This is a genomic window from Anabaena sp. UHCC 0451 (assembly GCF_034931405.1).
GTDB lineage: Bacteria > Cyanobacteriota > Cyanobacteriia > Cyanobacteriales > Nostocaceae > RDYJ01.
In genome coordinates this window covers 35389-53316 of record NZ_JAYGHA010000019.1, presented here as the reverse complement: position 1 = coordinate 53316, position 17928 = coordinate 35389, and the positions used below count along the sequence as shown (strand labels likewise).

20 protein-coding genes, 1 tRNA gene and 1 pseudogene are annotated in these 17928 nt (G+C 38.1%); 7 read left to right on the top strand and 15 right to left on the bottom strand.

Annotation, left to right across the window (positions count from 1 at the left end):
* Positions 1-133 precede the first annotated feature (133 nt).
* Positions 134-331, top strand: coding sequence for a hypothetical protein (locus tag VB694_RS14710; RefSeq protein ID WP_323361066.1), 198 nt, complete (start codon positions 134-136; stop codon positions 329-331).
* Positions 332-403: 72 nt separating this feature from the next.
* On the opposite strand, the gene VB694_RS14705 is transcribed toward VB694_RS14710, so the two are convergent.
* From VB694_RS14705 to VB694_RS14675, 7 genes are all read right to left on the bottom strand, one after another.
* A tRNA-Arg gene (locus VB694_RS14705) sits at positions 404-476 on the bottom strand.
* A 53-nt stretch (positions 477-529) separates the two neighbouring features.
* Entirely contained in the window at positions 530-1735 is a 1206-nt protein-coding gene (locus VB694_RS14700) for a murein hydrolase activator EnvC family protein (RefSeq protein ID WP_323361065.1), read from the bottom strand.
* Positions 1736-2021: 286 nt separating this feature from the next.
* Entirely contained in the window at positions 2022-3341 is a 1320-nt protein-coding gene (gene trmFO, locus VB694_RS14695) for an FADH(2)-oxidizing methylenetetrahydrofolate--tRNA-(uracil(54)-C(5))-methyltransferase TrmFO (RefSeq protein WP_323361064.1), read from the bottom strand.
* 20 nt (positions 3342-3361) lie between these two features.
* On the bottom strand, positions 3362-3580 hold the full coding sequence (locus tag VB694_RS14690) for a type II toxin-antitoxin system HicA family toxin (RefSeq protein ID WP_323361063.1): 219 nt from the start codon (positions 3578-3580) through the stop codon (positions 3362-3364).
* Complete coding sequence (locus tag VB694_RS14685; RefSeq protein ID WP_193891708.1) at positions 3573-3803, bottom strand: type II toxin-antitoxin system HicB family antitoxin; 231 nt, start codon at positions 3801-3803, stop codon at positions 3573-3575. The genes VB694_RS14690 and VB694_RS14685 overlap by 8 nt, the downstream gene beginning before the upstream one ends.
* Positions 3804-3879: 76 nt before the next feature.
* Entirely contained in the window at positions 3880-4215 is a 336-nt protein-coding gene (locus VB694_RS14680) for a XisI protein (RefSeq protein ID WP_323361062.1), read from the bottom strand.
* A complete protein-coding gene (locus tag VB694_RS14675; RefSeq protein ID WP_323361061.1) occupies positions 4203-4619 on the bottom strand; it encodes an element excision factor XisH family protein in 417 nt (138 codons plus the stop codon). Before VB694_RS14675 ends, VB694_RS14680 begins: the two co-directional genes overlap by 13 nt.
* 112 nt (positions 4620-4731) lie before the next feature.
* On the opposite strand from VB694_RS14675, the gene VB694_RS14670 reads away from it, so the two are divergent.
* Positions 4732-6141, top strand: a complete 1410-nt coding sequence (locus tag VB694_RS14670) for a pentapeptide repeat-containing protein (RefSeq protein ID WP_323361060.1) — start codon at positions 4732-4734, stop codon at positions 6139-6141.
* Between the two features lie 58 nt (positions 6142-6199).
* Here the strand turns inward: VB694_RS14670 and VB694_RS14665 are convergent, their stop codons facing one another.
* The 6 genes from VB694_RS14665 to VB694_RS14640 all read right to left on the bottom strand — a co-directional run bounded on the left by VB694_RS14665 (position 6200) and on the right by VB694_RS14640 (position 11458).
* Positions 6200-6835, bottom strand: coding sequence for a hypothetical protein (locus tag VB694_RS14665; protein ID WP_323361059.1), 636 nt, complete (start codon positions 6833-6835; stop codon positions 6200-6202).
* A gap of 79 nt (positions 6836-6914) precedes the next feature.
* Positions 6915-8069, bottom strand: a complete 1155-nt coding sequence (locus VB694_RS14660) for an iron-containing alcohol dehydrogenase (protein WP_323361058.1) — start codon at positions 8067-8069, stop codon at positions 6915-6917.
* A gap of 246 nt (positions 8070-8315) precedes the next feature.
* Positions 8316-9272 carry an alpha/beta hydrolase gene (locus VB694_RS14655; protein WP_323361057.1) on the bottom strand — a complete coding sequence of 319 codons (957 nt, stop codon included), beginning with the start codon at positions 9270-9272 and terminating at the stop codon, positions 8316-8318.
* Positions 9273-9293: 21 nt separating this feature from the next.
* Positions 9294-10118: an SDR family oxidoreductase gene (locus tag VB694_RS14650; protein ID WP_323361056.1), complete on the bottom strand. Its 825-nt coding sequence runs from the start codon at positions 10116-10118 to the stop codon at positions 9294-9296.
* Between the two features lie 400 nt (positions 10119-10518).
* Complete coding sequence (locus VB694_RS14645) at positions 10519-11187, bottom strand: pentapeptide repeat-containing protein (RefSeq protein WP_323361055.1); 669 nt, start codon at positions 11185-11187, stop codon at positions 10519-10521.
* Positions 11188-11206: 19 nt separating this feature from the next.
* Complete coding sequence (locus VB694_RS14640; RefSeq protein WP_323361054.1) at positions 11207-11458, bottom strand: hypothetical protein; 252 nt, start codon at positions 11456-11458, stop codon at positions 11207-11209.
* 218 nt (positions 11459-11676) lie between these two features.
* On the opposite strand from VB694_RS14640, the gene dnaJ reads away from it, so the two are divergent.
* The 3 genes from dnaJ to rsgA are packed head-to-tail and all read left to right on the top strand — an operon-like array spanning position 11677 to position 14221.
* Entirely contained in the window at positions 11677-12813 is a 1137-nt protein-coding gene (dnaJ, locus tag VB694_RS14635; protein WP_323361053.1) for a molecular chaperone DnaJ, read from the top strand.
* Entirely contained in the window at positions 12810-13067 is a 258-nt protein-coding gene (locus VB694_RS14630; protein ID WP_323361052.1) for a sulfurtransferase TusA family protein, read from the top strand. The genes dnaJ and VB694_RS14630 overlap by 4 nt, the downstream gene beginning before the upstream one ends.
* Positions 13064-14221: a small ribosomal subunit biogenesis GTPase RsgA gene (rsgA, locus tag VB694_RS14625; RefSeq protein ID WP_323361051.1), complete on the top strand. Its 1158-nt coding sequence runs from the start codon at positions 13064-13066 to the stop codon at positions 14219-14221. The genes VB694_RS14630 and rsgA overlap by 4 nt, the downstream gene beginning before the upstream one ends.
* Positions 14222-14312: 91 nt before the next feature.
* On the opposite strand, the pseudogene VB694_RS25320 reads toward rsgA, so the two are convergent.
* A pseudogene (locus VB694_RS25320) lies at positions 14313-14447 on the bottom strand (D-alanine--D-alanine ligase); the annotation flags it as partial.
* A gap of 103 nt (positions 14448-14550) precedes the next feature.
* Here VB694_RS25320 and VB694_RS14620 point away from each other — a divergent pair.
* Entirely contained in the window at positions 14551-16140 is a 1590-nt protein-coding gene (locus VB694_RS14620) for a glycoside hydrolase family 57 protein (protein WP_323361050.1), read from the top strand.
* Between the two features lie 501 nt (positions 16141-16641).
* Here VB694_RS14620 and VB694_RS14615 read toward each other — a convergent pair.
* Positions 16642-16869: a photosystem II protein, Psb35-related gene (locus VB694_RS14615; protein WP_323361049.1), complete on the bottom strand. Its 228-nt coding sequence runs from the start codon at positions 16867-16869 to the stop codon at positions 16642-16644.
* A 645-nt stretch (positions 16870-17514) separates the two neighbouring features.
* On the opposite strand from VB694_RS14615, the gene VB694_RS14610 reads away from it, so the two are divergent.
* Complete coding sequence (locus VB694_RS14610; RefSeq protein WP_323361048.1) at positions 17515-17778, top strand: hypothetical protein; 264 nt, start codon at positions 17515-17517, stop codon at positions 17776-17778.
* Positions 17779-17928 lie beyond the last annotated feature (150 nt).

Genomic DNA, 17928 nt, shown 5'->3' with positions numbered 1-17928 from the left:
GAAAAGGGAATAGGTTAAAAAAACTCTGGGTTTACTACTTTTATATTCAATTTTGTGCCTCATTTACTCGAAATCCTTAACTGCTGACAAGGGGGTTGAAGATCAATACTGTTCGGTTAACAAGATTTACAAGGTGCGAACAACATCACCATCAAGTAATTCTACTCTGCAACCGCGTGTTTGTAGTTCTTGGGCAAATGGACTTACAAACCCAGATACACCCAAACTCACAGAAGGGGAGCATCTCAAGTTTGTTAGAACAGATGAACTAGCAGATAGGGGTGAAAATGAATCTTTAATCGATTGGGTAAATCAACAACATAGTGAGTAAATTTTGAGTAATTTTAGGTGTAGGTTATGTGGGTAGGGCGTGAAAGTCCCTCGCCACAAGCAATCTAACAAACGAGCGCGGAGGGACTCGAACCCCCGACCCACAGGACCGGAACCTGTTGCTCTATCCACTGAGCCACGCGCCCTTACATATACATTTGAAAGTATAACATACTTTTTGAATTGAGTCAGATTTAAATTATAAATAATCTGCGGGGTTAACAGGTGAACCATTGCGTCTAACTTCAAAGTGCAGGTGGGGACCTGTGGATAAACCTGTAGAACCGACAGCAGCGATCGCTTGTCCTTTTTGTACAGATTGTCCTTCACTCACATACAATTCACTACAATGGGCATATAGGGTGGTAATTCCTTTACCATGATCAATAATCAACGATTTACCATAACCACCATACCAACCCGCAAAAATCACTGTACCTGAATCTGCGGATCTAATTGTACTGCCATAACTAGCGGCAAAATCCAAACCTCCATGAAAACGCCGATAACCGAATATAGGGTGTATTCTCCAACCGAAGGGACTGCTGGTAGGTGCGTCGCTGGGAAAAGCAAAAATACCAGTACCACGAATCCAAATTTTACTATTAGCTTTAGCGCGTGCTGCTTCTCGTGCTTCTCGTTCTTCCCTGGCTTTTTGTTCAGCGATTTTTTGTTGAATTAAACCCGTTAAATTTTGTGAGTCTTGTTCTAACTGTTTTTGTGCTGCATCCAAAGCCAAGCGATCGCTATTTAAGCGTTGAATTAATTCTCCCTGTGACTCCGCTTGCGCTTGATAATCAGATTTTTGGGCTAATAATTGCTCTCTAATGATAGCAATCACGTTTTTTTGTCTTTCTACATCCGTTCTTTGCTGAATTAAGAAATTAGCTTGTTCTGCGAGTTGAGACAAAATGCGCTGATCTGCCTGATAAACTAATTTTAACTGATGACGACGACTGATAAAATCACTCAAATTCTGGCTTTGTAGCAAAACAGCCAATCCTTGAGAATTTTGCGATCGCTGTAAAAATCGTAACCTCGCTATTGTTGCAACTTGCCTTTTTTCATAATTACGCTCTGTTACAGATAAAGCCGCTTCTAATTCTTGGAGGCTTTCAGTAGCAAATTTTAACCTAGTTTCGCTGTTTTGAATTTGGCTATTAGTAGTTTGCAGATTTTGATTTAACCCAGTTAAGTGTTTTTGCGCTTCTGTTTGCAGATTCGTTAAATTATTCTTTTCTTGAATCACATTTTGACGCTGCTGTTGAACTTGCTGCTGTTGTTGTTTGAGGGTATTAATGGAATTTGCTGATACTGGTAACAGTAAGACTAGAGTCCAGAAAATGCAGCAACAAATCAGGAATAACCACCATAATCTAATTTTTGGGAAAAATACCGTTTTCATTTAGTTACTTCAGTCAACGCAGTGCAAACATAAACAGTATTATGCCCAAAATTGGGTAAAACTTAACACATTTGACAGGAGTCAGGAGTCAGGAGTCAGGAGTCAGGAGTCGTAGTTTTTTAAAAGAGAAGGAATAAATAACAAAATCTGGGTAGTTTACATTCAATCAAAATCCTGTAAATCCTTAAATCTTGGACATCCTGATTCTGACAAAATCCAAATTATATAATATTATAAGGAAAAGCGGGCAAGATGCCCGCACCACAGAAGATTTAACAAAAAATATTTAATTATAAAATGCTGATTTCCAAGTTGCTAAATCTGCCAAAGAGCGATCGCGATAACGTCCATATTTTTCCGGTTTACTCTTTATTCTCACACCCAAATCTGGAACAATGCCAAAATTAGGAGCCATCGGTTGAAAATATTTTGGTTCAGCGGAACTAATAAACTCAAATAAAGACCCCATCATGGTGGTATTTGGTAATATCAAAGGTGCTTTTCCTAAAGCTAACCTGGCAGCATTTGTTCCCGCTAACCAACCACCAGCAGAAGCAGCAGTATAACCTTCTGTTCCTATTAATTGTCCTGCTGCTAATAAAGTTGGACGTTCTTTAAATTGCAAACTTGCAGACATTAACTGCGGTGCATTTAAAAAAGTATTACGGTGCATAACTCCTAATCTGACAAACTCGGCTTTTTCTAAACCAGGAATCATTTGAAAAACTCGTTTTTGTTCACCCCAGCGTAAATTAGTTTGAAATCCGACCATATTCCAAAGTTGACCGGCTTTATCTTCTTGTCGCAATTGAATTACCGCATAGTTACGTTCTCCCGTGCGCGGATCAGATAAACCCACTGGTTTCAGGGGACCATATCTCATAGTATCTTCTCCCCGTCGTGCCATTTCTTCAATTGGTAAACAAGCTTCAAAAAATTTCGCTGTTTCCTTTTCAAAGTCTTTTAATTCTGTTTGTTCAGCTTTACGTAATTCTTCCCAAAAATGTAAATACTGTTCTTTATTCATGGGACAATTCAGATAAGCTGCTTCACCTTTATCATAACGAGAAGCCATAAAAGCAATATCTTTATTGATAGAATCTCCCACAATAATTGGACTGGCTGCATCAAAAAAGTTCAGATATTCCATCCCCGTAAATCGCTGTAAATCTGCGGCTAAGTCGGGACTGGTTAATGGTCCAGAAGCTAATACCACAATACCTTCAGGAATTGCGGTAACTTCCCCGCGACGGAAATCAATTAAAGGATGATTTGCTAAGGTTTGGGTCAAATCTTCGCCAAATTGTCCTCTGTCTACTGCTAAAGCCCCACCAGCGGGGACTGCGTGTTCATCTGCTTTGGAGATTACAATAGAACCGAGTTGGCGGAGTTCTTCGTGTAATAGACCGGCGGCGCGATCGCTCGCCATAGCCCCGAAGGAGTTACTACAGACCAATTCAGCCAAATTTTCGGTATGATGGGCAGGGCTGAAGCGTTTAGGGCGCATCTCGTGGAGAATTACAGGCACGCCGGCTTGAGCTATTTGCCATGCTGCTTCTGTTCCTGCGAGTCCGCCGCCAATTACTTGTATCGGTTGTTGTGTCATAGTGATTTTAGATAAAATGATTATTCAAATAAAGAACGAGGTAGTTGAGATTGCCGAATAATTGACATTAATGTACCAAGTTTAACAGATGAGTGATTAGGAACAATAGCAGTCAGAGTAAAGTCTTCCATTGCTTTTTGCATAACAACATGACTTCCTTTTTGTCTAACTTCTGTAAAGCCATTATCTTGTAAAATTTTACAGATTTCTTTACCTGATAGTACGCGTAATTTACCCAACAGAAACCTCCAAATTAGTAATAAAAATTTCGCTTTTGAGACGATTTTTTATTTCTGAAGGTGAAGCAAATTCTAAAAATAATTCAATTGCTTCTTTTAAATTATCTTTTGATTCCTCAATGGTATCTCCTTGACTAGCAATATCTAATTCTGGACAAAGGGAAACATACCCATTGTCTTCTTTTTCAATAATTACAGTAAATCTTTGTTTAATAGTTGGCATAGAATATGTAAACTCCTTAATATCTTTATATTATTATACTGCTTATCGTCAGATATTTTAAATGCTGAATTCCAAATCAAGAAACAGCATATTGTGAATGTTGTCTCAGTGCAGGATAATGAAAACCAATGACAATTTCTTGTTTAGAGATTCCCATTTCTTCTAGTTCTTCACCAACATCAATATCTGTATTATTTTCTTGAACCCAGATTTTTCCATCTTTGATATCAAAATGAAATATACAGGAATGAATTCGGCGTTTTTTATCCCAACCAGTCCGCAATAAAAGGTAATGATCATTTTCTGTATCAAAGATAAATTGGGTTTCCATATTTTGATCTTCTGAGCCGTAATTGGCGTATTGCGTGAGAAATTCTCGCAAACATTGGCGATAGAAATTTAGTCTATCCATAGTTTTATTACCTCTGTTACTTCATCATAAACAACTAGTTTAACAGGATAGTTTTGTAGGACTTTTTGGATGAGAACTTCTCCAAATAATGACTGATATGTTGAATCGGGAACTGCTAGATATAATATGCGTTCTGGTTCGTTTTCCTCTAGGGCAATTTTGTAAGATAGATATTGTCCCAAAGCACCATAGAAATCTGTAATTTTTGAAGCTCTGAGGAAGCTTTTCACTTCAACGGCGATTTTTTGATGATCTTTTTCTGCACCAATCAGACATTCAGCCCCTAAATCAATCTGAATATTCAAATTGCCGATACTTAAGTATAGAGGATCATGAGAGATAGTCCAACCGTCTTGAGTGAGGGCATCTTTGACTAAATCATGGAAGATGTCTTTTCTGGACATTTATCATAGGTCTATTTTTACAGTAATGCTGGTATTATAACCATAGATTAAAACCAACTTACCAATCGTGAGGATGGTAAATTACGCAAAGTTCAGATATAAAAAATTAATTATGGCAAATTCAGAACACTTGGAAATTTTAGAGAAAGGTTTAGAAACTTGGAATAATTGGAGGGATGAAAATCCAAATATAATACCTGATTTCAGTAATTTTTCTTTCTTTCAGGCTAATTTACGTTTTGCTAACTTTAGTGGAGCTAACTTTAGTGGAGCTAATCTCGGTGATGCCATTCTAAATTATACTAATTTTAGTGAAGCTGACCTAACTGGATGTAATCTCAGTCATGCTAACTTGAATGGTGCTGATCTAAGTAGAGCTAATCTAAACCATACTGAATTTTACATTACCAGTCTCTGTGATGCTGATTTAAGTGGGGCTAACCTCAGTCAGGCTACATTTTATAACACTAATCTCAGTGGAGCTAATCTCAGTCATAGTAATCTCACTGATGCCGATCTAAGTAAGTGTCATTTTGAGGATACTAACTTGAGTGGTGCTGACCTAAGTGGAGCTAATCTCAGTCAGGCTGATTTTTATAATACTAACTTTAGTGGTGCTAATCTTAGAGGGGCTAATCTAGTTAGATCTAGTCTATGGGTTGATTTTAGTGATGCTGACTTGTATGATGTTGAATCTTATGGTTTTACTTTTGATGAGACTAATTTCAGTGGGGCTAATCTGAGTGGGACTAACCTGAGTTACGCTTTTTTCAGTAGGGCTAATCTCAGTGGAGTTAACCTCAGTGATGCTAATCTCAGTTATGCTGTTATAAGTGGAGCTAATCTGAAGCATACTAACTTAAATAATGCAAATTTAAGTTTCTCACAGGTAATAGCTACTAACTTTAATCAGGCTAACATAACAGGTGCTTGTATAAAAAATTGGAATATTAACCATAAAACAAAATTGAATGGTGTAATTTGTGATTATATTTATCTGGATTTAAATGAAAGAGAAAGACGACCCATAAAGGGTAATTTTGAACCTGGAAAATTTGCTATTTTCTGCAAAAAAATTATAGACAGTAAAAATTTAATTGTCAGTCAAATTTTTGAAGATGATGAAGTAAATAATCAAGGACTTGAGCTTTATTTAAACCAAAAATCATCCTATTGGGAAAATTTACGGTTTCATTCAGAAGCAGAGATAAAGATTGCTCAAGCATTAGACCGTGCTGGAGTTCTATATTTACCAAACTGTTTAGCTAGACTCAATGCAAACAATGGCAGAGCAAATAAAGAAGCAAATTTTTTAGTGCGTTATAAGGGTAATTGGGGTATTTTAGAAGTTGATGAAATTTATTATACACCAGAATGTAGAATAGAAGAGCAAGAAAGAGAACGTATCTTTAAAAGAAATGGTATCAAGGTAGTAGAAAGATTTGATCCTAAAAATTGTTATAAAAATCCTGATAAAGTAGTAAAAGAATTTCTAGAAATAATAGAAGATATCTATTCATAAAATAATCTCAGTCTCAAAACAGATTATCTTTTTGGCTAATCTTCACACAGAATTAGTATTAAATAGTCAAGTCACTTTTAGCTATTGCTTCCATTATTATACTGACAGCAAATAGTATTGTTGATAAAGCCAAACTCCACATAGCATATCTTAGACACTTCCTCTTATTTATTAGTTGAATGTCAAGTTGTTGTATTGCCGCTTTCCACGCACTAGCAATATAGTGGCGACATCTTTCATCTGATTTATAGTACCACTCTCCATCTAATAAATCTTCAGGTGAGACCACATCACCACATGGAGACGGCATTAATCCAATGATACATAAACCGATATCTATAGCAAGAAGAGTGCAAACAGCAATTTTGATGTACAAACAGTAACCGTGGTTTGAGAGGTCAGCCGAAAATCTCAGCAGTACACCACTAAAACCTATTACCGTCGTCATCTTAGTATTAAGTGAATCTATACTTTTATTGACATCTTTTAAGATGCTTTCTGTATATTCATAAGCTAGTTTAGTATTAGTATGTTCTTCACTATCTATGAGATTCTTTTCCATGTCTAATAACCAAGATAATAATAACAAAAAAAATGAGCCGCCTAAAACACCACCTGCATCTCCTCCACCTAGTAATCCCAGACAACAAAGGGGTGATAGCAAGGATAAATAAACTTTTGGAGTTGCTACCACAGACTGAATAAATAATAGTTGATTTGAGTCAGGTGGGTATTACCTACCTGACAAAAAGCCTGACCTAATGATTTAATTTCTAAGCACAAAGAGCTAAAATTTGCTCAACAACTTGCGGATTAACATCTTTATTTTCCCCCAAAGCTGTCATCCCATGCTTTTCTAAATTCTTGATGACTGCGGGAATAGTTTCTACCCCCACACCATAATCAGATAAATGAGTGCGAACACCAACTGATTCAAAGAAATCACGAGTTTTACTAATTGCTGTATCTACCCGTTCTGTTTCTGAACCACCCACAATATCCCAAACTCTATCTGCATATTGGAGAAGTTTTTGCCATTTGCGATCGCGTCTAATTGTCAACGTACTAGGTAACACAACCGCCAAAGTTTGAGCATGATCTAAACCATGCAAAGCTGTTAACTCATGACCAATCATGTGCGTTGTCCAATCTTGAGGAACACCCACAGCAATTAAGCCATTTAACGCCATTGTCGCAGCCCAAACTAAATTTGCTCGTGCATCATAATCTGTAGGATTTGCTAAAGTTTTTGGACCTTCTTCAATCAAGGTTTTTAAAATTGATTCAGCCATGCGGTCTTGTAATGGTGCATTCACCGGATAGGTTAAATACTGTTCCATCACATGAGTAAAAGCATCAACTATCCCATTACTAATTTGTCTTGGAGGGAGAGAAAAAGTAGTTTCTGGGTCAAGAACAGAAAATTTAGGAAACACCAAAGGACTAGCGAAAAATAACTTTTCTTGAGTCTCCCACTTGGTAACAACTGAGTTTGTATTCATTTCTGAACCAGTCGCGGGTAAAGTCAAAACCACCCCCATTGGTAAAGCCGCAGTTACGGGTGCGCCTTTTGCCAAAATATCCCAAGGATCACCGACAAAAGGAACAGCAGCAGCTATAAATTTAGTCCCGTCCGCCACAGAACCACCACCCACAGCTAAGAGAAAATCAATCCCTTCTTTACGGATCAATTCCACTGCTTTCATCAAGGTTTCAAAATGGGGGTTGGGTTCAATACCACCAAACTCAAATACATTTCTTCCAGCTAATGCCGATTTTACTTGATCATAAACGCCATTGGCTTTAATGCTACCACCACCGTAAGTGATGAGAATTTTCGCATCTGCGGGTATTTCCGCTGCAATATTGGCGATTTGACCTTTACCAAAGAGGATTTTAACAGGATTGTAAAAAACAAAATTTTCCATGATTTAGTTACAGAAGGGAATAATATTTCACCTTGAGTATTGTAATCAAGTTCTTGTTTTTTTGCTTGTACCTAAAGAATACTATAGGACTATGCAACTGATTGGATAAATGTGGTGCTTATAATTCTATTATATAATTTTTAGGCATGATTCTAGGGTGAAAATTTAGCTCTCTGATATGTAACTAGATAAAAACCAATTACCTGGTTAAGAAAGCTAAAAGTTCTTAACCCTCTTTATATATTCTTACCTATTCCTAATCCATTCTTGCCAACTACTTAATCCATCAATAAATGGAGATATAGCAGCTACAAAATCAGCCGTTGATTCATAGGGTAAAACATTTCTACCCTTAATTTTTATTCCCCTTCCTTCAGGTAAACAAGCCAGATAATCAGCCATTCTTTCATCTGGTGTTTCTTTTTTGCCTTCTTTACTAATAGCTGATGCTATCTCTCCCAAAACTATTAATGTCGGTTGTTGAATAGCTGCAATATCACTACTATAATCACGTTGCCAAAATCTCGCTAAAAAGGAAAATACAGCATAGCGTCCACCCATATTTTGAGCATCTGCTAATAAGGTATTTAACCATTCTTCATCAACAGCATCACCAGAAGCAAACAGTTTTTCAATTGAGAAAGAAGCTAAAAACTTGCGCCTACGTGCATAGCGAAAAAACGCATTTCCTACAGGTGAATCAAAGATATTCCAGAGTAGTTTTTGTTGCCATTTAGGAGCATTTTTAGTAGTCACACTCCAAGCAGTTGGACCAGAAAATATCATACCCTTAATTAAATTGGGTGATAATTTAAATAATTCAATGGCTACTGGTGATAAAGCACCCTGTGATATTAAAATTACAGGTTTTTTAACTACGGTTTCTAAAAAGTATTGTAACTGTTTTGCCCAATCAATTGGTGTATAAGCTTTCCGTGGTGTATCACTTTCACCACATCCCAATAAATCAGGATTATAAATAATCTGATTATGATTGGTATCATACCATTCACAGCAAAAACGCCGCCAAAATAGCCGTGATAAACCTACCCCAATGGGATGAATTAATAGTAAAGGAATATCTTCATAATCAGAATTAATCGGTTGATGTATTTCGTAGGCACAGCGGTTATTTTCCCAAGTATAAAACTGGGTAGGAGATGCTGTTGTCGTAGAAGAATTAGCTAAAATTGGCAATTGCATGATCCTAAATTTTAAGGGCTACTAGAAAATAATTTGGGGATGAATAAACTTGTATCCTGCGTCTTTTATCTTTTGATTTGACACCCACGCATTATATTGGCGATTATTTTTGTTGGTTACATCCCAGACTACATTAGGTAAATTATGTTTTGTGAAGACATTATCAATTAATTGTTTACTGGTAAGATGGGCATCATCAACTAAATTATAAATACCTTGTAACCGATGATGAAGAGCAAATTCTATCGCTCCAACAATATCATCTAAATGTACCCAATTTGTAGTATCTTCACCTTTACCGGGACGAGTTGTACCAGCGACTCGTCCAAATATTTTCACCAATTCTCTACCCGGTCCATAAATTCCCCCCAACCGCAAAATACAAACGCGGAGGCTTTCATTTTCTGCTGATAATAAAACATCTTCGGTTTTGCGAAGAATCTGAGCGTTAAGATTAGCCGGTGCTGGTGGTGTTTCTTCATCTACCCAGACACCATTTCTATCACCATAAACTGAATAACTGCCCGTATATATCAACTGGTGAATATTGGGAGAATACTTGAGGATAGAAACTAAGGTTTTTGCAGTTTCTAGATAAGTCTCTTCATAGGTAGTTCCACTTTTAGCTCCTACAGTTAAAAGGACAACATCTTGATTTTTTAATACAGATTTTAGAGTTTCATAATCATTACCTTTAGTGACCATAACTCTCTGACTAACTGTTTTGAGTCCATCAACTCGCTCAGGACTAGTTGTGGTTGTAGTAATGATAAAATTTTTATTTTGCTGCCAGTGGTGAGCAACTGAATAACCAACATAACCACATCCAATTATTGCTATATTCATGATGATCTAAACAAAAAAAATTAAATTACCTTTAAGAATTCAGGAGTCAGTAGAGACATTTTGCTGGAACATCTGTACAGGAGTCAGGAGGCAAAAGACAGATAAATATTCCTCATTAGCAGTTACTAATTACCAGCCGCACCTAGAAGCTACATAAGCTGGATTATTGATTCTGAATTCTGGATTCTAAATTCTGGAGTCTGAATCCTTACTGAAAACTTCAATACCCCTGTGGGAATATTGTACACTCCCCTAAAGTAGCTTCCCGCAGAACATTTTAACTTTTCTGTTACATAAGATACTATTTATCAGGAATTCATTTTCTCAGGAATATTACTCAGTTTCCCCTCTTGTAAGTAGGTTAACTTAGTTCTTGATCTTTTGATTAACTCAAGGAGGTTTAGGGATGAATTGCGCCATCAGGCATAATCGCCCCACTTAAATTAGTGCCTATTAATTTCACCAGCAAACGTTCTCCTGAACGAATCCTCGCACCTGTCAAATCAGCACCACGCAAGTCAGCACCACTGAGATCCGCACCAATCAAATTAGCCGAGCGTAAGTTTGCTTCTCTTAAATCGGCTAATAACAGGTTAGCTCTAAATAAATTGGCTTCCGATAAATCCGCACCTCTGAGATTAACTTTGTGCATAAAAGTATCACTGAGATTAGACCCGCTTAAATTAGCATAGCTAAGATTTCTGCCAGACAGGTCTTTGTTACTAAGGTTAGCTCGACTAAAATCTTTACCACTTAAGTCAGGATTTTGATTTGGCGGCTGATAGTTTGTTTGCGATTGTTGATAATAACTCGAAGCTGGTTTTTTTTGTGGAGTTGCGTTAGAATAGTTTGCACTTTGAGACTTATCTTTAAAAGAACGTAATTTTTCACGAGCTTCATTCAAGGCTTTAATTTTGTCTTGAGCTTTTTGTTGTAAGCGATGGTTATCTTTAGGTAAGCGATCAGGATGCCAAACAAACACTAAATCTTTATAAGCCTGGTTTACCTCGTCTAGTGTTGCTCCAGGCTCTAAATCTAAGATTCTATAGTACTGCTCCATTTCGCTCATAAGATGTATTGGGGAAAAATCAAATAACTATTAAATCAATTATGAGTGATGGATGGCAGTCTCCTAAAACTCGTTCTCCTGAAAATGGTTTTATATCCCAAGATTTGCTAGATTGTAGAAGCGAATGATAGTAAAGTAGATGCTGCCATACTACAGATGCGACTAAAATTATATGGTGGATTTCCACACCATCAGGTACGGCTAGTTCCTCTGTATAACGGGCGTGGTTTTGCTCATCTAAGTAGCACAATTGTAAAAGAGATGGGTTCATTCCGTCTCATAATGATGCAACTAAATTCACTGACAATTTCGTTGCTGTTGTCGTTTACCACGCAAAAAGTATCTGTTGATCCAGATTTGCTGGTGATTTTTGCCAAAGGTAAAAGGTAAAATAAATTTATTAACAAAAATTAAGAGTTGTCTCTATATCCTTTACCTTAGTCTTTTAGGTACTTTTGCTTTCTTAGTTCTAACTTTTACCCTTGCTCTATGGCCCGCGACTATTATGAAATTTTGGGTGTCTCTCGTGACGCCGACAAAGAAGAAGTTAAACAGGCTTATCGCCGCCAAGCCCGGAAATATCACCCAGATGTGAACAAAGAACCGGGTGCTGAAGAAAGGTTTAAGGAAATCAACCGCGCTTATGAAGTGCTGTCTGAGCCAGAAACCCGTGAGCGCTATAACCGTTTTGGTGAAGCTGGGGTGTCTGGTGCTGCTGCTGCTGGTGCTGGCTTCCAAGATATGGGAGATATGGGCGGTTTTGCCGATATCTTTGAAAGCATTTTCAGTGGCTTTGCTGGAGGAATGGGTGGACCAACTCAGCAGCAAAGACGACGTAGTGGACCTGTGCGGGGTGATGATTTACGGCTAGACCTGAAGTTAGATTTTCGGGAAGCGGTATTTGGTGGCGAAAAAGAAATTCGGATTTCTCATCTAGAAACTTGTGAAGTCTGTAGCGGTTCTGGTGCTAAACCAGGAACTCGTCCCCGCACTTGTGCAACTTGTAGCGGCTCTGGTCAGGTGAGACGGGTAACTAGAACGCCTTTTGGTAGTTTTACCCAAGTTTCTACTTGTCCAACTTGTAATGGTACAGGGACAGTAGTTGAGGATAAATGTGATGCTTGTGACGGTAAAGGCGCAAATCAGGTCACGAAAAAGCTGAAAATCACTATTCCGGCTGGGGTTGACAATGGTACACGCTTGCGGATCTCCCAAGAAGGTGATGCGGGTCAACGGGGTGGTCCGCCTGGTGATTTGTATGTTTACCTGTTTGTGAATGAGGATGAAGAATTCCAGCGCGATGGCATTAACGTTCTTTCCGAAATTAAACTCAGCTACCTACAAGCAATTTTAGGTTGCCGTTTGGAGGTAGATACTGTAGATGGTCCTGTGGAGTTAATTATTCCCGCTGGAACTCAGCCAAATACGGTGATGAATTTGGAAAATCGTGGTGTCCCTCGGTTGGGAAATCCTGTGAGTCGTGGCGACCATTTACTGACAGTTTTGATTGATATTCCCACTAAAGTTACCCCAGAGGAAAGAGAACTGCTGGAGAAACTGGCTAAAATTAAGGGAGACAGAACTGGTAAAGGTGGGGGATTTTTTGAAAATCTGTTTAAGTCATGAGTGTATTTTCTTTGTTAACTCCTGATGTTCAACTGGATTTGCGTGGTACTCCTTGTCCAATCAATTTTGTGCGGACAAAACTCCGTTTGGAACAAATGACAGATGGAGATTTATTGGAAGTCTGGTTAGATGCTGGAGAACCAATTGAGCAGGTTCCTGATAGCTTGACTATGGCAGGTTATCAAGTGGAAAAAATTACGGACTGCTCTGGTTATTTTTCCTTGTTGGTACGCCGTCCGGCAACTACCGCATGAAAGGTGATACTGTTGCTACTACTGGACAGTTACTGGGTACAGTTTTAGCTGTACAGGCTAATTTTTATCGGGTGCAGTTAGATCCAGGAGTCAGAAGTCAGGAGTCAGGAGTCAGGAGTCAGGAGGCAGAAGGCAGAAGTCAAGAAGTAATATCTTATTCTCCCCATCTCCCCACCTCCCCATCTCCCCACCTCCCGATCCTCCTCTGTACCCGCAGAACTCGGTTAAAAAAAATTGGCCAACAGGTGATGGTGGGCGATCGCGTAATTGTGGAAGAACCTGATTGGAGTGGAGGAAGAGGTGCGATCGCTGATGTTTTACCCCGCAATAGTGAGTTAGATAGACCTGCGATCTCTAATGTTAACCAAATTTTGTTGGTATTTGCTGTTGCTGATCCACCTTTAGAACCTATTCAATTGAGCCGATTTTTAATTAAGGCTGAGTCTACAGGTGTGGATGTATTATTGTGTTTGAATAAATGTGATTTAGTTTCTCCAACGGAAAAACAAGAAATTAGCGATCGCCTACTTGCTTGGGGTTATAATCCAATTTTTATTAGTGTCCAAAATCAGATCAATATTGAGCATATTTCTGAATATTTAAATCATAAAATTACCGTGATTGCTGGTCCTTCTGGTGTAGGAAAATCCAGCTTAATTAATCTCATGATTCCTGATATTAATCTGCGTGTCGCCAAGGTTTCCGGTAAATTAGCCCGTGGTCGTCATACCACTCGTCATGTAGAATTATTTGAAATGCCTCATGGTGGTTTATTAGCTGATACTCCTGGTTTTAATCAACCTGATTTAAATTGTAGTCCAGAAGAATTAATCTATTATTTCCCAGAAGCCAGAAAACGATTAGAAGTTGGTAGTTGTCGGTTTAGTGATTGTTTACATCGAGATGAACCAGATTGTGTGGTGGGTGATGACTGGGAAAGATATGAGCATTATTTAGAATTTTTGCATGATGCGATCGCCTATCAAACTTTTTTAAAACAACAAACCGATCCTGAATCTACATTAAAGTTAATGAGTAAAGGTAAAGGTCAAAATCAATACGAACCAAAACTAGAAAGTAAAAAATATCGGCGGATTGCTCGAAAAACTCAATTACAAGACTTACAGGAGTTATATCGAGAAAGTGAGGATTGACAAATTCAATTGTACAGGTTTAACAACTACGGGAGTTTTAATAGCGGGAATGTCTCGAAGACATAAAACTTGACTACAAGGAACTTTTACCCTCTGAACTAAGGGAGGGTGGATATTTCCACTGACGATCAGGTGTGATGTATGCAATGTGAAAACCATAGCATGATTGGTTGGCGATCGCTGTCAAAGAATCTTGGGCATAAAGACGTGATAAATTACAATAAAACTTCCTTCACGATCCCGATATCATCTTAAAATATTGTTAATTTCTACTGGTTAATTTCCGCCAAACTCTCGACCTTCAATTTACAAACCACCCCAGGACCATTATGGCTATAGGCTACGTTGCACTTGTACTTCACGCACATTTACCCTTCGTTCGTCACCCAGAAAGTGACTACGTGCTGGAGGAAGAATGGCTATATGAAGCCATCACCGAAACTTACATTCCCTTATTGAAAGTATTTGAAGGCTTAAAGCGAGACGGCATCGACTTTAAAATTACGATGAGTATGACACCGCCTCTCGTGTCAATGCTCCGTGATCCTCTTTTGCAAGAACGCTATGATGCACACCTATCCCAACTGGAAGAACTGATAGAGTTAGAAGCTGAACGCAATATCCATAATGGACATATGCGCTATTTGGCTGAACATTACGCCACGGAGTTCAACGAAGCCCGTGAAGTTTGGGAAAAATACAATGGTGATTTAGTAACAGCCTTTAAAGGGTTCCAAGATACTAATAACCTAGAAATTATCACTTGCGGTGCTACCCACGGGTATTTACCGTTGATGAAAATGTATCCCCAAGCTGTATGGTCGCAAATTAAAGTAGCTTGTGAACATTATGAGGAAACTTTTGGCCAAGCACCTAGAGGTATTTGGTTGCCAGAATGCGCTTACTATGAAGGTTTAGAGCGAATGCTGGCGGATGCTGGTTTGCGCTATTTCCTCACAGATGGACATGGTATATTATACGCCCGTCCTCGTCCCCGCTTCGGTACTTATGCCCCAATTTTTACAGAACCTGGTGTAGCTGCTTTCGGTCGAGATCATGAATCTTCTCAACAAGTATGGTCTTCGGAAGTTGGTTATCCTGGTGCGGCTGAATATCGGGAATTTTATAAAGATTTGGGTTGGGAAGCTGAATATGAGTATATTAAGCCTTACATCATGCCCAATGGTCAGCGGAAAAACACTGGCATTAAGTATCATAAAATTACAGGACGTGGCTTAGGTCTTTCTGATAAGGCACTCTATGATCCTTATTGGGCAAGAGAAAAAGCAGCAGATCATGCTGCTAACTTCATGTATAATCGTGAAAGACAATCTGAGCATTTACACGGTATCATGGGTCGGCCACCAATTATTGTTTCTCCCTATGATGCGGAATTATTTGGTCACTGGTGGTATGAGGGTCCTTGGTTTATTGATTACCTGTTCCGCAAATCATGGTATGACCAAGGAACTTATGAAATGACTCATTTAGCAGATTATTTACGTGCAAATCCCACACAACAAGTTTGTCGTCCGGCTCAGTCGAGTTGGGGTTACAAGGGTTTCCACGAATATTGGTTGAATAATACTAATGTGTGGATTTACCCGCATTTGCACAAAGCTGCGGAACGGATGATTGAAATATCAACCCTCGAACCAGAGGATGATTTGCAATTAAAGGCTTTAAACCAAGCAGCTAGAGAATTATTATTAGCACAATCTTCTGACTGGGCGTTTATCATGCGGACGGGAACAATGGTTCCTTATGCGGTGAGAAGAACGCGATCGCACTTAATGCGGTTTAATAAACTGTATGAAGATGTGAAGGTGGGTAAGGTTGATAGCGGTTGGTTGGAAAAAGTCGAGTTGATGGATAATATTTTCCCTGAAATCAACTATCGCGTTTACCGTCCTGTGTAGTCAAAATCAGGATTTACAGGATTGGAGGATGAACAGGATTATACAAACATCTTCACTCTTGTGAATCCTGCTCATCTGATAATATCGGGTTGGGTTGATAGTTAAAATTAGCAATGACAAATATTTGATTTTTCATTTAGACGCACCAGCATCACACCTTACCTGCGGTTTATCAAGATGCTAACTAGGGTGTTTTTTCTCTAGTGTCGAAATATGTAAACTTGAAAAAGTTAAACTACAACTAAATATAGCAATAACCAATTATATATGTAATATAGCAGAAAAAAATCAGATGTCAATATCAATGGCTGAAAAAACCAAACCTCGTCAAATTATTGACATCATTATCAATAATCTTGAGAATAAAATTACTTATTGCGAAAAAAATTGACAAAATTCTTTTTTCGGAAAAATCAGATTTAAAAAACTAATGAAAGCAAAACCCCCAGTTACGGTACTGAGGGTTATTTTTATAGACATTTAATTAAGCGGCCTTGACTACTATTGAGGTAAAGTGCGGCTGGTGTAAGCATCCATCGCATAAGCTGGAGTGCGATCGCTGTAATCTATTTCCATGCCAGTAATAGACTTAGCTAACTTTTCAAAAGACTCAGAACGCCAGTTACGTTCGTGGATAGGCTTGGTTTGTTCACCCATGAAGTAAGCCAAAGAACCGACAACAGAACCAGCTACCCAACCTACAACCAATAATGCAATTAAGATAGTCATCTTTAAACCCTCGTTTTTTGTTTTTACTTTTGTTTCCTTATGTAAATAAATGTAACAGATTCTTAATAAATTTGCAAACAGTCTCCAAGGTGTGCTAACCGATAGTTTGAGTAGGGTCTTCCACACTCAATACTGTTCGGTTAAGCAAATTCGTAAGCCGAAAACCCTTGTAGAGACGTTACATGGAATGTCTCTACATCCCTGAACCTCCACACTGTCAGGTTGGGTGTAACGTCTCTACTAACTGTTGACTGCCGCTATAAGTAAATTATTTGAAAAATAAGTAATAAGATTTACCAGTGTAACCAGAATTTCCCCAGTTGACATAAAAATTGTCTGCTAGTGTAGCGTAGCCATATCAGAATTTACAGGATGGTTGGTGATAGATGATGGAAATAGCAAATTTTATGGGTTACAAAAATTCTGTTGATTTTTGTCTGAAACAGGATTTATAGGATGTTTGATGATAGATAATGAAAATGGCAAAATTTCCGATTTTGGATGATTTTGGATTTGTTATTAAAAACAATCCTGTTCATCTTTGAGTCTTATAAATTATGATTATGAAATTCTGGATATACTGTATAATTGATGAGTCAACAATTATCAAACCACTGATAAAATCATGAACAAGGAGGTAAGGCTATGGAAAGTATGAAGATTAAAACACACATTGGTAATGATAGAATAGTAAAAATTGAACTTCCGGCTGAATTTGCCAATGAAGAATTAGAAATAGTAATTGTATTTCAACGTATTGCAGAAAAATCATTACCATCTGCAACCAAAACACCGGAAGAATTAGGATATTCTCGTAGGTTTTTAGATGAAGTGATAGGTAGTTGGGAAGGAGAACCTCTTGAACATCAAAAACAGATTCCCTTTGAAGAAAGGGAGGAAATTCAATAGCTTATCTCTTAGATACAAATGCCTGTATTCAAATTCTCAATTCAAAAAAATCACCTGTTACCCAAAGGCTTTTATCAATTCCTGTTAAATAAATTTATATTTGTAGTTACTCACAATATCCGCGAATTTAGCCGTATTAATGGTTTGAGA